Origin of the sequence: Neorhodopirellula pilleata, from assembly GCF_007859915.1 — a bacterium.
In the GTDB taxonomy this organism is placed as follows: Bacteria; Planctomycetota; Planctomycetia; order Pirellulales; family Pirellulaceae; genus Rhodopirellula; species Rhodopirellula pilleata.
Map to the genome: position 1 here is coordinate 136,076 of NZ_SJPM01000010.1, position 14,871 is coordinate 150,946.

The following is a 14,871-nucleotide window of genomic DNA, read 5'->3' on the forward strand; positions in this document are numbered from 1 at the left end:
TCAGTGAACGGCAATAGTCTATACGTCGCCACGAATTCGAACGCGACCGGCAAACGCATGGTCGCATTGGGAATGATGGAGCTCGCCTGTCGGCGGTTCGGCCGCGTCTCTTTTTTCCGTCCGGTCGTTCGAGTGAGTCCGGCGGAGGACCAGAGCATCCGCTTGATGCGTTCGCGTTACGCGTTACCGACTTCGGCAGAGCAGATGTCTGGCGTGACGCGGGCGCAAGCCCGCCAATTGTTATCCGAAGATCGATATGAACAGTTGATCCAATTGATCCAGCAGCGATTCAAAGCATTGGAGGCGGAGGCCGATTTCGTCGTCGTCGAAGGCACTAGTTTTCAAGGTTTGGCACCGGAACTGGAGTTCGAACTCAATGCCGACATCGCCGTCAATCTGGGGTCCCGAATCTTGTCGGTATATGGCATGGGGGCTCGCTCGGTCGAGGACACCGTTCAGTCGGCAATGATCGGCAACGATAGCTTTCTCGATCACGGCGGCGTGTTGATCGCGACGGTGATCAATCAGGTGCCTGAAGTTCATGCGGATTCCTTGAGAATGGCGGCGACGGCGTCGGTTTTAATCGATCACGGCCCTCTTTATTTTTTGCCGGAAGAGCCGCAGCTTCGTCATCCGACGATTCGCGAAATTCAAGTAGGCGTTGGTGCGAAGTTACTCTACGGCAACGAAGCGATGCTCGACCGCGAAGTGACGCGCCGCAAAGTTGCGGCGATGCAATTACCAGGGTTTCTCGAGCGATTGTCTCCTGCAAGTTTGGTCATCACACCGGGCGATCGTAGCGACATCATCGTCGGTTGTTTGCTTGCCGGAACCGTCCCGGAAGGCCCGACGCCGGCTGCCGTCTTGTTGACCGGCGGGATCGAGCCGGCCCCTTCGGTCGCTCGATTGATTCGATACTCCGCTTCGCTTCCAGTTCTGATTTGCGACACCGACACTTACACGACCGCATCCCTCGCTTCGGAAGTGCGGGCGGAAATAGGTGACCATTCGCCACGCAAGATCGAAACAGCGTTGGGTGTTTTCGAAAAGAACGTCAACGTCGATGAACTCGCTGACAGACTACAAACGCGATCTCCCGGACGAATCACCCCGATGCTATTCGAGCATTCGCTAATCGAGCGGGCTCGGCAACACCGAGCCCGGATCGTTCTGCCCGAAGGTTGTGAGCCTCGAATTCTCCAAGCGGCTGACGTGTTGTGCCGTCGTGACGTTGCCGACTTAGTGCTCTTGGGCGATCCGAATCAGATTCGGGAAGTCGCTTCGCGAGTCGGCGCGACCTTGCCGAAGTCTCATGTAGAGATCATCGATCCAGCGACGAGTCCTCTGCGAGAATCCTTCGCGGAGACTTACTTTGAAATTCGTCAACACAAAGGCATGACCAAGGACGTTGCCAGAGATCGGATGTTGGATGTGAATTACTTTGGAACGATGATGGTCCATAACGGTTTGGCAGGCGGACTAGTATCCGGAGCGATTCACACGACCGCCAACACGATCCGCCCGGCGTTCGAATTTATCAAAACGAAGACGGGAGTGGACTTGGTCAGCAGTGTCTTCTTGATGTGTTTGAAAGAGGGAGTTTTGGTATTCGGAGATTGCGCCATCGTCCCGAATCCGACCGCCGAACAACTCGCCGAGATCGCCATCAGCAGTGCCGCAACGGCATCGCAATTCGGCATCGAACCTCGGGTCGCGATGCTCTCCTACTCGACCGGCCAAAGCGGCCAAGGAAAGGACGTCGAGAAGGTCCGTCGGGCGACCGAGATTCTGCGTCAGTCGCAACCCGACCTGCTTGTCGAAGGTCCGCTACAATATGACGCCGCCGTGGACCCAAGGGTGGCGGCCACTAAAATGCCCGATAATCCGGTCGCCGGAAAAGCCACCGTATTGATCTTTCCGGATTTGAATACGGGCAATAATCTCTACAAAGCTGTCCAGCGATCAGCCAACGCGATCGCAATCGGTCCGGTCCTACAGGGGCTCAACCGACCGGTCAATGATTTATCACGAGGTTGCACCGTCAAGGACATTGTCAACACCGTCGCCATCACCGCCATTCAGTCGCATGTCCACCACTGCCAAGATACCGGAGCGATCGAGTGAACGTACTCGTTTTTAACGTCGGCAGCACGACACTGAAATTCGCCTTGATTGATTCAAACGGCGGGTCGCGGATCCACAGCGGAATGTACGATCGAATCGGCCAAGATGGCGGCGACGCGATTGATCACGTGTCGGCGGTGAACCTGGTTTTGAACTCGCTTGATCGGAATCAAATCGACGTGATCGCTCACCGCGTCGTTCATGGCGGTGAACGATTCACCGGTCCGACCAACGTCGATTCGTCGGTTCTAGAAAGTCTCGCTAAGCTCGATCATCTTGCACCACTGCACAATCCAGCCGCACGGCGGGTTGTCGAAGCGTTGGTCGGTTTTGGATTGCCACAAACCTTGGTTTTCGATACGGCATACTATTCAACACTCGAACCGGAAGCCTATCGTTACGCCCTGCCCGAAACGCTCTACCAAAACCATCATGTCCGTCGGTATGGATTTCACGGAACATCGCACCAATGGATCACACGTTTAGCGATCGAGCACATCGAGGAAATAGAACGTTCTCAGCGTGTGACGTCGGACCGACCGCCGCTGAAACTCGTGTCCTTGCATTTAGGCGGTGGATGCAGTGCCACAGCGTCGCTTGGCGGAGTCGCGGTCGACACGTCGATGGGAATGACACCGCTTGAGGGATTGGTGATGGCCAGCCGTTGTGGCGATATCGATCCTGCGATTGTCTTGCACCTGATCCGAGACGTCGGATTGACTGTCGAGCAAGTGGACAACCTACTCAACAAGCAAAGCGGGCTGATGGGATTGTGCGGTGACAGCGACATGCGGACGGTCTTAAGCCGCCGCGCCGATGGCGATCCGGTAGCTGAACTCGCCGTTAAAATCTACGTAAGAAGGATCGCCAAGACGATCGGTGGCTTCATCGCCATGCTAGGGGGTATTGATGGGTTGATTTTTTCGGCGGGCGTGGGCGAGCACTCGTGCGAAATCAGGAGCCTAGTTGTCGGATCATTGGAGTGTTTTGGTGCCCGTCTCGATACCGCCGCAAATGATTCGCTTGATCGGACCAACCGTATCAACGACATTTCTGCCGCAACGTCACGAGTGAAGGTCCTCGTTATCGCCACGGATGAAGAACTGGCGATCGCACGCCAGGTGAGTTAATGAATGGATTTGTCGGTTTGCCCGTTCACTATTGACGATTGCTTGTCCGCGATTGCGTTTTCGAAGACGGTGAACCCAAATCGCAGGCGTGATTCGTGCACGTGCTCAGCCGAGCGGTGCTCGTAATCGTAAACGATCGCAGGATCATCCTAAACGCTGGGGGCGGCCATGTTTCTCTGATCACTTAGGCAGCGCGGCACCATTGAATGCGAACGAGTCGATGGAGCATCTCAAGAAATAGTGACGCCTCGAATGACTGAGCAACGCCTTCAATCCAACCTCGAAGAGTGTCGAGTCATTCAAGGTCGAAGGTTTGCGCAATCACCCTCTCCACCAATCACTCGGACAAACGCTCATCGCCACCGGTCGAACACCTTTCACCCGAACCACCTCTCTCACTCCGCAAAAGAGTCCCGCCACCTTTTCTGGGTCTCGCACGCGCACGGCAGCAGTGGGAGAGGATATTGGATGATGTCATCGAGTGCAGCGATGCACGTCGCGATCTCAATTGACTATCTCAAGAAGAACGGACTAGCGAGCCTTGAGGAAATCTGGAGCAACTTTGCTTCCAAGAAACGAACCGCCGGATGCGGACCCGCATGTCCGGTGGTGTGAGAGGGGTCCGCAGCAATGCGGCCCCTATCTCGATCATGGTTCCCCGCGTTTGCGAGTTCGCCGACCGATCCACGATGAGATCGTCGGCGGACCGTAGACGCGGGTATGCGAATAGGCCCATTCATAGTCGTCGGGCATTACGACATTGGGCACTCGTCTGGTTGTAGGATACCAGAAGTTTCCATCGGGTTCACGCAATCCGCAGCACAGTGTTGCGAGCGTGCAATTGTTACGAGTCGTGTCTGATGCGACAGAGAACTTTGCGGGAGCGATACCGTAGCCGTTCGGAGCATCGAGGAAGTACAACCGAAAGTAGAGATCGAGCGATGTGTCGAGATCAATGTCGCGTTCCATTGGCCGCACGCACCAGCCGAGTCGTAGTGACGCAAGCGATCATTCACCGACCGGAAGACGAAGTCGAATTTGAGATTGAACGCAGAGTCTCCAAATCAGTCGGGGAACGAAATGCGATCTATCCGCAAGTCAGGCGGCCGGCTCAACTAGCAAGTCGAGCTTTTCTAACGCCTGACCATCGGATAGATCGCATTTCGTTTAACCGGGGCTAACGCTCATCGGCTAATCGGAATTGCAAGTGCTGGATGATTCGCTCGACCATACCGGATCGGACAAGACATCGAACTTGGGTTGGATTCCGAGGCCAGGACTCTTGGAAGCGGACATAGTTCCATCGACTCGCTGGGGGGCTCCGTCGGCGATGGAGGTGGTGACGTAGCTGTTAAAATCGGTCGAGGTGAATCGCAGTTCCGGTGGGATGCCTTGGGCTAAGTGCGAGATCGCGGCGGTCACGATGTCGCCGCCCCAACTGTCTTCGAGCGTCATCGCGATTCCGAGCGATACGCACAGATCCCGAGCTTGTTTGGCTCGCGTCAGTCCGCCAAACTTGCTGATCTTGATGTTGACGACGTCCATCGCATGGTCGCTGGCTCCTTGCAGGATCGCGGCGGCCGAATCGATGACCTCGTCGAGGACAAAGGGCAACGCGGTGTTGCGACGGACACTCAGGCATTCCTGATAGGATCGGCAGGGCTGTTCAATGTACACGTCGATATCGGAGACCGCGCGAACGACTCGCATCGCTTCGTGCATCGACCATCCGGTATTCGCATCGGCGATCAGTTTGTCGCCCCGCTGGAGCATTTTTGAAACGGCGCGGATGCGGTCGATATCATCGTCGGGATGCCCGCCGACTTTGAGTTGAAAGCGGCGGTAACCTTCGGCGCGGTACTCAGCGACGTTTTGCGCCATCTCTTCGGCGGGACGTTGGGAGATCGCTCGATACAACCGCACCGGCTCGTCGAAACGACCGCCCAGCAGTTCGCAAACCGGAAGACCGGCGGCTTGACCGAGCAGATCCCAACATGCCATATCGATCGCCGATTTGACGTACGGATGCCCTTTGAGTTCACGGTCCATCTTGTCGTTGATGACGAGCAATTGACGAGGATCGTCGCCGATCAATGAGGGTGCAAGTGTTTCAATGCCGGTTCGAACACCACGAGCGTAAGCCGGCAGATACGCGGGGCCCAATGGGCATACCTCCCCGTAGCCACACAACCCCGCGTCGGTCTCGATTTCAACGATCGTTGAATCAAATACGTCGACGCTTTTGCCCTCGGACCAACTGTAACGTCCTTCTTTGAGCGGCAGATCGACCTGGTAGACGCGAACACGTTTTATTTTCAAGATGCTTGCCCGTCGTTGCGGGCTTCCTTGTTAGCTGGAGAAATCGTAGCGGAAACAGCTTCGGAGACGGATCGGAACGCGGCGTCGGAGGCGTCCGGCGGCATCCGCCAATCGCCTCGAGGTGATAGAGACACGGAGCCGACCTTGGGACCGTCGGGGACGCAATTGCGTTTGAACTGATTGGCAAAGAACCGGCGGATGAACGTGTCGAGCGTTTGTTCGATTTCGGAGGCACGGTACGTTGATTCGAAATCGGTTTGCTTGGCCAAGTACAGCATCTTTTCCCGGTCGCACCCACCGCGGACGAAATGGTAAAGAAAGAAGTCGTGCAATTCATAAGCGCCCAAGGACGCTTCGGTGCTTTGCCGAATCTCGCCCGCTTGATTAGGCGGCAACAACTCCGGCGAGATCGGCGTGTCGGCGATGCGATGCAATAGCTCACGCATCTTGCCATCGAAACGGTGGTCGGCGAAGTAACGGACGAGATAGCGAACTAGTGTTTTCGGGATCGATGCGTTGACGTTGTACATCGACATGTGATCGCCGTTGTACGTGCTCCAACCGAGTGCCTGTTCGCTCAAGTCGCCGGTGCCCAAGACGAACCCGCGACTCATCAAGAGCAAGGTTCGCATCCGGGCTTGAACGTTTTCGAATACCAAGTCTTGCGTTCCATCAGGCGTCGCGGCCAATTCGGTTTGCAACGCATCGATCTCGGTTGTCTCATCGACGGAAATACCCAGCGGCGAATGCTTCAGCCCCACGAACGTGTCGAGGGAAAGTTGTCGGATGTCGATGCTCTCGTAGCGAACGCCCAACAGTTCCGCTAACTCCATCGCGTTGTCATTGGTTCGGCGGGTTGTTCCGAAACCGGGCATGACGAGTGCGTCGATGGTTTTTCGATCTCGGCCTAAATGATCGACCGCGCCGGCGGCGATGAGCAACGCGAGCGTGCTATCGAGCCCCCCTGAGACACCGATGGAAAGCGTTAGCGACTCGGGAAGCTGGGACAATCGTTTGACCAAACCGCCGGTTTGGATGGCCAAAATCTCCGCGCATCGGGCTTCGCGTTCTTGTGGGTTGTCGGGCACAAACGGTGCCGGATCGATTCGCCGCAGAAGTTTGGACTGATCGGCCCCGCGACTCGGCTCGTGATTTTGAATCGGGATTCGGCGATAGTTGTGCGGCAAGGAATCGCGAAAATCGTCGAACGAACCGACGACACGGCGGTCGTGATCGAGTCGTTGCAAATCGAGGTCGCGTGTTAATGAGGTCGCACCGGGCAGCACAGGCGTTTGGCCGTCGCCGATCCGTCGCGATTGGCCGAGCAGGGTTCCATTCTCGGCGATCAAACAATGCCCACCGAAGACGACATCGCTGGTGGATTCGTCCCCGCCGGCGGACGCGTAGACGTAGCCCGCGATCAAGCGTCCCGATTGGCTGACGACGAGGTCATGTCGCCATTTGGCCTTGCCGATCGTTTCGTTGCTCGCCGACAGGTTCACGACGACGTTCGCGCCCGCGATCGCCGCATGGCTGCTCGGGGGCACCGGCACCCAAAGGTCTTCGCATATTTCGACCGCGATCACGGCGTGGCCGTGTTCGAACAACAGCCCGGTGCCGAACGGAATCGTGGTGCCATTGATTTCGACGGTCGAAGGATCACGCGACGTGGCGCCGCGAAAATGTCGACCTTCGTAGAATTCGCGATACGTCGGCAGGAACGTCTTGGGAACGATGCCGTAGATTTGGCCGTGTCCGATAACGGCGGCCACGTTCATGACGCTGGTCCCGACGGTCAAGGGCAGTCCGATGATAACGACCCCGTGGTGTCCATTGGTCGCCGCGACGACATTATGCAGACCGACAACGGCGGCATCGAGCAACGTCCGCGTGGCGAACAGATCGCCGCATGTGTAAGCGGTCAACCCGAGTTCGGGCAAGACAATCAAGTCACTATCACGAAACTGGCGGATTGTTTGAATCGACTGATTCGCATTGAACGCCGGGTCGGCCACTTTCAATCGTGGGCCGGCGGCGGTGGCGCGATAGTAACCGTGAGCGTGAAACGCGTCGGAGCGGGGAGAGGCCGTTTGAATCAAAACTGGTCCGCCCGTCGGTAAGCTTCGATGACTTTACGTTCGCCATCGATTCCCTTTTCGCTGTTGCCGTGTTCCATCCCGATCACGCCTTGATAGCCTTTGGAATGAATGTGGGCAAACACGTTGCGGTAGTTGATTTCACCGGTGTACGGTTCGTTGCGTCCGGGGTTATCGCCGGATTGAAAGTAAGCGATTTCGTCCCAACATGCGTCGATGTTCGGGATCAAATTGCCTTCGGTGATTTGTTGATGATAGATGTCGAAGAGGATCTTACACGACGGGCTGTCGACGGCTCGGCAAATCGCGTACGCCTGATCGCTGCGTTGCAGGAACGTGCCGCCATGATTGGCGTACCAGTTTAACGGCTCGAGGACCATGACTAATCCAGACGGTTCGATCACATCGACGCAGCGTCGCAACATGTCGATGACGTTGGCGGTTTGGTAGCCTTCGGCCAATCTTGCACCACCGTACCGATTCCAATCGCCGGCGTTGTTTTGTTGATCGACACTGCCGGGCACGACGGTACACCATTTGGCGTTGACGCGTTTGCTGATCTCGACGGCGTCTTTCATCTTCGTCAAAATCTCAGTCGTCGAGTCTTCGTCGGGACGAGCGAAGGTGGGCGAATCAAAATTGCCGTAGGCCACGAAGACGCCCATTTGCATGTCGAGCCGGCCGAGTAAGTCGCCGATCTTCGTTTGCATCTCCGGCGACTCGCTCGGTAACCCGTTGTATTCCAGCGCGGTGAAGCCTTGATCGGCCATGAATCGAATTTGATCCAAGACGTCGTTTCCGGCGGACGCTTTGAACATTCCCGGATGGGGGGCGTAGGCCAGCTTGAATTTCTCGGCTTGGTTGGTTTTTGTCGACGCTTCCGAACCGACGACTTCGGCGAAAGATCTTGCCCTCGACAGTCCCGCCAAGGCGGTCGTAGCGAACGCAGCGTGCAGGAAGCTGCGTCGAGAGGGGATAGCCGCGGTCACGAGGGTGTTTCCAAAGAGAAATTCGGATGTCGAGCGAGTCAACCAGATAGCGTCCGGGATTACTCGGCGGATTATAACGCAACCGTACCGCAGGAGTCGAGTTGCCCCGTTTGGTTCGGGCTTGGGGGGGATGGGGAGAACCACTCGCTCACGCTTCGGGCCTTTATGGTTGGCGAGGCGTCAAGGCTGGTTGAGCTAAGCATCGCGTGAACAATAAGTGATGGATTCTTAACGTGGCGTCGACTTTCAGTCGACGTTTCAGGGTTTGGCGACTGAAAGTCGCCACCACTTCATGTTCACGCGATGCTAATCGTAACCCGACGCGTAAGCGAGGGATCATTGAGATTGACTCATCCCTCGCTTACGCAGCGGGTTACGAAAATCCAATGCCACAGGCGAAAGCGAAACTTCAAAACTCACGCGTCGGGGTACGATGCCAGCTAAATCAACACGCCGGTCAGCATGGGGGACTTCGCCGCTTTGAGAATTCTTGCGTCGATGCTTACGCCGCCGTTGGAGGATGTTAAATTGTGGCGGAACGTTCATTTGGTGACAGACCGCCTTTTCATCTTCAAAAAATTGGTTTCATGCGTGCAGCGATACTCGGCGTCGGTTTCATGGGTTGGATCCATTCGTTGGCGTATCGTCGCAGCGAAACGGCTGAGTTTGTCGGTTTTGCCAGTCGCGATCCGACCAAACGCGACGGTGATTGGCGAGGCATTCAAGGGAATTTCGGGCCGCCGGGCGAGCAGTTCGACGTCAGCGATCTGGTCGTCTGCGAAGGACTCGATGGGTTGTTGGAAGATGATTCGATTGATTTGATCGATGTGTGTTTGCCGCCTCACTTGCATGTCGACGCGGTCACCCGATCCCTGAGAGCGGGCAAACGAGTGCTCTGCGAAAAGCCGCTGGCCTTGAATTCGGCCGACGGTCAATTGATGACCGACTTGGCAGAACCCGGCCAATTGATGGTCGGACATATTTTGCCATTGATGCCTGAGTTTGCGTTTTTGGTGGACGCCGTTTCGGATGATCGGTTCGGCAAGATTTTAGCGGGGCGATTTCAACGGACGATCGGGCCGCCGGATTGGATTCCGGATTTCTACGATCCGTTGCGCGTCGGTGGGCCATTGATCGACCTGCAAGTCCACGACGCTCACTTGATCCGAATGCTGTTCGGAATGCCCTCGCATGCCACTACCGCATCGGAACTTCGCAACGGGATTCCCAAACGTTACGAGACCGTGTTGCACTTCGACCGAACGTCCGACTCCCCCGAACCTGGCTTGGGCGACGAAAGTTCGGGAGCGGGTGGGCCGATCGTGGCGGTTTGCGGCGGCGTGATCGATTCGCCAGCCCGACCATTCACGCATGGATACGAAGTGTCGTTTGAACGAGCAACGGTGCGGTTCGAGTTTGCCGCCTACAGTGATGGTGAGAGCGATTCGATCCCGGTGACTGTTTTGCATCAAGATGGTCGCCGCGAGCTGCCGCCGATGGACGGTTCCGATCCGATCGATGCGTTTGTTGCTGAAATCGACGCGGCCGCAGGTGTGGTCGCCGGCGGACCGATGCCCGCGGCGCTGGATCCACAGCTCGCCACCGACGCATTGCGGATCTGTGAGATGCAGATGCCAGCGTCATGAACAAACGCAACGAGCTCACCGGGACGCAAAAACTAACAGCCCTGACGCGTCGATTGGTCGATCATATCGGTTCACTCGGACCCGTCGTGGTCGCGTTTTCGGGCGGCGTTGACAGCAGTGTCGTCGCTGCGGCGGCGGTTCGTGCTCGGCACGATCGGTTTGAATCGGGTGATTTGGATTCAACCGAACGTTGCTTGGCCGTGACCGCGCGATCACCATCACTAGCAAGTTGGCAGACGGATCTGGCGATTCGGGTTGCCGGTGAGATTGGGATCAAGCACCGCTTCGTTTCCACCAACGAACAATCTCGCGATGGCTATCGACGCAATCATTCCGATCGCTGTTATTATTGCAAATCGACGCTTTATCATTTCTTGCAACCGATCGCGGACGAACTGAATGCGGTGATTTTGTCGGGCACCAACGCGGACGATCTAGGGGACCATCGCCCGGGCATTCAAGCCGGCCGCGAAGCCCAGGTGATCACACCGCTGGCCGATTTGCATCTGACCAAATCTGAGGTTCGCTCGATCGCTCAAGAGCTGGGATTATCGAATGCGGACTTGCCTGCCTCGCCGTGTTTAGCCAGTCGGATCGAGTACCGGGTCGACGTCACGCCTGAACGGCTCGCTCGCATCGACGCGGCGGAATCTTGGTTGCGTCGACACGGCTTGCCGGACCTGCGAGTTCGTTTGCACTCGGGCGAATTGGCGAGAATCGAAGTGCCACGAGATTGTTTTCAACGTGTCGTCGAAATGGAAATGAATCGATCGTTGACGAACCAGTTCAGGCAATTGGGCTTTCGCCATGTCACGTTGGACCTCGTCGGTTTGCGTTCGGGCAGCATGAATGAAGGACTCGTTCAAATTAATCAGGTCGGAGAGAAGTCGTGAGTGATCTAGTCGGACGACGTCTCGGGGAGTATCAGATCTTGCGAAAGATCGGCAGCGGCGGGATGGCCGACGTCTATGCCGCTCGCCAATTGCAATTGCAACGAGACGTGGCGTTGAAGGCGTTGCGAGCCGATTCGCCTGGCGATGACGCGAACCTAAAACGTTTTCAACGCGAAGCCCAAGCGGCGGCTCGTTTGAACCATCCGTCGATTGTTCAGGTGTACGAGTTCGGCGAAACGGACGGTGTGCATTACATCGCTCAAGAACTCGTCGACGGAATCAACCTCAAGCAATCGCTCGACCGGGATGGTCCGATCGACGCGGCCGAAGCGATCGACATCCTACGATCGGTGGCCAGTGCACTACAAATCGCCCACGACGCAGGCGTCACCCATCGCGACATCAAACCCGAAAACATCATGCGGGGTGGTGACGGTGCGATCAAAGTCACCGACTTTGGATTGGCGCGTTTGCTAACTCAGGTCGACACCAGCACCGCCAACTTAACTCGGGCCGGCTTGACGCTTGGGACTCCGCGATACATGAGCCCGGAGCAGATCCAAGGGCACGCCGTCGATGCCCGCAGCGATTTGTATTCGCTCGGCGTGACGATGTATCACCTACTCGCCGGATCGCCGCCGTTCGACGCGGATGAACCGATCGCCTTGGCGGTCAAACATCTCAACGAAACGCCCATGCCGTTGGACCGAGCCCGCGGGAAATCGGATTTGCCGGAGTGGCTAGTCTCTCTCGTGATGCAGTGTTTGCAAAAGTCGCCCGAGGCGCGATATGGATCGGCGGCCGATTTGTTGTCCGCACTCGATTTGGCCGGCAACGGTTTGAGCTCTGACGGAACGAAAATGTCTTCGACAACCGAGAGAAGCTTGGTCGGTGGATCTTCACCAAGCGGAGTGAGTGCCGCGACGATCCACCTGCAACGTGTGGTTGATCAAGCGCATCGGGAGCGATCCAAGCGACGGCGACGCCTCTTGGCGATGACGGTGCTTTCGATTGTCGGGATCGGGATCGGAGGATGGCTCGCCGAGCGAAACCGTTTCGTGTCGATCAGTCAACAATTACGTGGCCCGATTGTAACGCGGGCGGACTCGATCGCGCAGCAGTACTTGATCGCCTTGACCCGAAATGACCTTCCCGCGTGGCGAGCCGTCTTGGAATATTTTCCCGCTGACGTGGACGAGACTCGCAACGAGTACCATCAAAAAGCCAAGCTACAAATGGCGAGACTGTGGATCGAACAAGAACAGTTTCGAGAGGCGGGCGAATTGCTCGATCAACTAGAGAAGTCCGCCTCGGTCAAACGGCTTTACCGATTGATGGCGTTGACGCTACGGCATCAAATGGCGACCGAAAAGAACGATGTTCGAGAAGCGAGTCGATTAAAAAGCCTGATTTCCCAGGAAGCCCAGGAACTCGCCACCGAAAACCCATCGGCAATGGAGACCTTTCGACAGGTGGTGCCCAGCGCCGATCGAACCGAGTTCGGGTTGTTGGATTGACGACGAAGGACCGGTCACTCTAGAAAAAACCACCTCCAACGCCGAATCCACCGCCACCCATGTTCGCAGCGGCTTCGACTTGCTTGCGTTCGAGTTCTTCCCGCGTAACGATCGGGTCGGGGCCGACATGACTCTTTCTTAATGCCTCAAGCAGCAAAGCAATTTCATCGTGAACCGAAATGGTCGATGTTACAAGGATACTAGGACGACCTGACCGCCCGTCGCCAATCGGGGCGATCGAACCGGGCCCACCAAGGGCTTCCCAAACATTCGGCTGGATCGACGTTTGAATCAGGCTGAGGGCCTCCTCGTAGTCACCACGTGGTAGCCCCGTGCCTTCGAGAAAATAAATCCGGCTGAGCAATCGGGACTGAACTGATTCATCCGTGCCGATCACAATCATCCCGTTTTGGTAGCTGTAGGCGAGGTCCAGGTCTTGGAAAATCTGCTTGAGGACCGATCTGGCGGGAAGCTGATTGCTGACAAAGTCGATCGGTACATCAGCGGTCAAACCGAAATTTTCCAAAGCTGGTTTATCGATCATGATCGGCACCTCAATCTCGGCGGAGATCATTTCAACGACTTCTTCGAGGGGAGCGTCGATGAAATCGAGTGACAGACTTTGGTTGAGTGCCGTCTCGAACTGCTGAACCAGTTCCTGAGAAACGCTCACCCAACGATCCGTCGCGATTCCATCTCGCGTCAGTTCGGTGAAGTCGGGCGTGATGACCAAGCCTTCGTCTTCGATTCGCGTCGTCAAGCGAAGCGGTTTCAGGATGCGTCGAAGCATCGTTCGAATCGGCTGATCCCTTCCATCAAACGTCACCATCGTTGACGATGGCTCTAGCTCAGCCATCTCGAATGCATCCGGATCAACGAGAACCGGAATCCCCCACTGCGATTCGAGTTGTGCGGCCAATCCATCCAGCTTTGCATCGAGCGTCAGATCGTCGTTCTGATCAAGTTGTTCGGCGACTCGGCGAGCAACGCCCGTGGCGAAACGATCGGGGACAGGTTCGTCTTTGTCCTGCGTACTCATCCGGGAGTTTTTCTTGGGCACCAACTGAACAGGCGGAGCGTTAGGTGTCCCCTCGTTTGGCGAACTGGCCATTTGAACCTGAACCGCAGGACGCTGCTCCTGTCCAGAAACTGGTATCATGCTAATCATAACAGCCGCAGCAACGAACGCCGTCAGGGAGGCCCAACCGAGAGGAGTCAAACGCATCGTCATATTTCCAGAAGAGAGGAGAGAAGAAAAGTCGATCGGCGATCCGGAATTGGGGTCCCGCACGGCGGGTTCGGCTGTCGACCAATCGATTCCGTCGGGTTCGGCATCGATATGAAAACGTTCCCACAAGTCGGCGGCTTCGGCGTCACTGGCTGAAGACGCCATCGCGGCGGCGAACGCTAGGACGGGAACGACGCCTCTGTGTCTCAATCTTGCCGCTAGGATTCGTTTACCGCGCTGGACACAACCGCGAATCGCTCCGGTCGTCGTTTCCAATCGGGCGGCGATCGCTTCGTAGCTTTCGCCTTGCATGATGTGCAGCACAACGGCGGATTGGTATCTCGAAGGGAGTTGGGCGAGTTCTTCGTCGAGAACCCTTGCCTCGTGCCGCCGGGTTAGCGATTCCCAAGCCGTTTCGCCGGGATCGATCGGCTCAACCCCGGGGTTCATTTCCGTGTCATGGCGTGGATAGGTCATTCGACTAGCCCGGGTCGCGACGCGATGCAGCCAACCGGCGAGACGATCGGGTCTTCGGATCTGATGAGCGGAGGTCGCCAAGCAAACCCAGGTCGTCTGAAAAGCATCTTCAGCGTCGGCGGAATTTCGACAGGTTCGCTGACATAAGCTGAGCACCATTCCACGATAGCGACGAACTAACTCGTTGAAAGCGTCGCGATTTCGATCGCGACACCAAGCATCGAGCAAGTCCGCGTCAGTTAAACGATCCCAGTTCTTGACTATCCCTGCGGCCGATCGTCGGGTTGGCGGAGGGGCAATCGGCGGCGGCATCACTTGGTTGTTCATATCTCCCATTTAGGGTAACGAACTTATCCGGCGGCGCGCAAAAAGCGTTCGTCGTTTTCAAAAAAGATGAAAAAAGCGAAAACGAGAGGACTCCCTTGCCAATATCAATGATCCCTCGCTGACGC

Annotated in this window: 11 protein-coding genes; 6 read left to right on the plus strand and 5 right to left on the minus strand. The window is 56.5% G+C overall.

Annotated elements, in window-relative coordinates; genetic code table 11:
• The first annotated feature begins 3 nt into the window (after positions 1 to 3).
• The 3 genes from pta (at position 4) to Pla100_RS30995 (ending at position 3,869) form a co-directional block, all read left to right on the plus strand.
• Entirely contained in the window at positions 4 to 2,124 is a 2,121-nt protein-coding gene (gene pta / locus Pla100_RS20905) for a phosphate acetyltransferase (protein WP_146579807.1), read from the plus strand.
• Positions 2,121 to 3,254 carry an acetate/propionate family kinase gene (locus Pla100_RS20910; protein ID WP_146579809.1) on the plus strand — a complete coding sequence of 378 codons (1,134 nt, stop codon included), beginning with the start codon at positions 2,121 to 2,123 and terminating at the stop codon, positions 3,252 to 3,254. The genes pta and Pla100_RS20910 overlap by 4 nt, the downstream gene beginning before the upstream one ends.
• 468 nt (positions 3,255 to 3,722) lie before the next feature.
• A complete protein-coding gene (locus Pla100_RS30995) occupies positions 3,723 to 3,869 on the plus strand; it encodes a hypothetical protein (RefSeq protein ID WP_197168116.1) in 147 nt (48 codons plus the stop codon).
• Between the two features lie 33 nt (positions 3,870 to 3,902).
• On the opposite strand, the gene Pla100_RS20915 is transcribed toward Pla100_RS30995, so the two are convergent.
• The 4 genes from Pla100_RS20915 to Pla100_RS20930 all read right to left on the minus strand — a co-directional run bounded on the left by Pla100_RS20915 (position 3,903) and on the right by Pla100_RS20930 (position 8,658).
• On the minus strand, positions 3,903 to 4,223 hold the full coding sequence (locus Pla100_RS20915; protein WP_146579811.1) for a hypothetical protein: 321 nt from the start codon (positions 4,221 to 4,223) through the stop codon (positions 3,903 to 3,905).
• A 222-nt stretch (positions 4,224 to 4,445) separates the two neighbouring features.
• Positions 4,446 to 5,573 carry a cis-3-hydroxy-L-proline dehydratase gene (locus Pla100_RS20920; RefSeq protein WP_146579813.1) on the minus strand — a complete coding sequence of 376 codons (1,128 nt, stop codon included), beginning with the start codon at positions 5,571 to 5,573 and terminating at the stop codon, positions 4,446 to 4,448.
• The gene (locus tag Pla100_RS20925; RefSeq protein ID WP_146579814.1) at positions 5,570 to 7,672 is read right to left on the minus strand and encodes an NAD(+) synthase; all 2,103 of its coding nucleotides are present in this window, start codon (positions 7,670 to 7,672) and stop codon (positions 5,570 to 5,572) included. The genes Pla100_RS20920 and Pla100_RS20925 overlap by 4 nt, the downstream gene beginning before the upstream one ends.
• Positions 7,669 to 8,658: a hydroxypyruvate isomerase family protein gene (locus tag Pla100_RS20930; protein WP_231603299.1), complete on the minus strand. Its 990-nt coding sequence runs from the start codon at positions 8,656 to 8,658 to the stop codon at positions 7,669 to 7,671. The genes Pla100_RS20925 and Pla100_RS20930 overlap by 4 nt, the downstream gene beginning before the upstream one ends.
• A 587-nt stretch (positions 8,659 to 9,245) precedes the next feature.
• Between Pla100_RS20930 and Pla100_RS20935 the strand changes: the two genes are divergently transcribed.
• The 3 genes from Pla100_RS20935 to Pla100_RS20945 are packed head-to-tail and all read left to right on the plus strand — an operon-like array spanning position 9,246 to position 12,714.
• Positions 9,246 to 10,304: a Gfo/Idh/MocA family protein gene (locus tag Pla100_RS20935; RefSeq protein WP_146579816.1), complete on the plus strand. Its 1,059-nt coding sequence runs from the start codon at positions 9,246 to 9,248 to the stop codon at positions 10,302 to 10,304.
• On the plus strand, positions 10,301 to 11,197 hold the full coding sequence (larE, locus tag Pla100_RS20940) for an ATP-dependent sacrificial sulfur transferase LarE (RefSeq protein WP_146579818.1): 897 nt from the start codon (positions 10,301 to 10,303) through the stop codon (positions 11,195 to 11,197). The genes Pla100_RS20935 and larE overlap by 4 nt, the downstream gene beginning before the upstream one ends.
• On the plus strand, positions 11,194 to 12,714 hold the full coding sequence (locus Pla100_RS20945) for a serine/threonine-protein kinase (RefSeq protein ID WP_146579820.1): 1,521 nt from the start codon (positions 11,194 to 11,196) through the stop codon (positions 12,712 to 12,714). Before larE ends, Pla100_RS20945 begins: the two co-directional genes overlap by 4 nt.
• A 19-nt stretch (positions 12,715 to 12,733) precedes the next feature.
• Here the strand turns inward: Pla100_RS20945 and Pla100_RS20950 are convergent, their stop codons facing one another.
• Positions 12,734 to 14,746, minus strand: a complete 2,013-nt coding sequence (locus Pla100_RS20950; protein WP_197168117.1) for an RNA polymerase sigma factor — start codon at positions 14,744 to 14,746, stop codon at positions 12,734 to 12,736.
• Between the last annotated feature and the right edge of the window lie 125 nt (positions 14,747 to 14,871).

Coding starts and splice junctions, on each gene's coding strand:
- Pla100_RS30995 (WP_197168116.1), top strand. CDS start 3,723: ATGATGTCATCGAGTGCAGCGATGCACGTCGCGATCTCAATTGACTAT.
- Pla100_RS20915 (WP_146579811.1), bottom strand. CDS start 4,223: ATGGAACGCGACATTGATCTCGACACATCGCTCGATCTCTACTTTCGG.
- Pla100_RS20935 (WP_146579816.1), top strand. CDS start 9,246: ATGCGTGCAGCGATACTCGGCGTCGGTTTCATGGGTTGGATCCATTCG.
- larE (WP_146579818.1), top strand. CDS start 10,301: ATGAACAAACGCAACGAGCTCACCGGGACGCAAAAACTAACAGCCCTG.
- Pla100_RS20950 (WP_197168117.1), bottom strand. CDS start 14,746: ATGAACAACCAAGTGATGCCGCCGCCGATTGCCCCTCCGCCAACCCGA.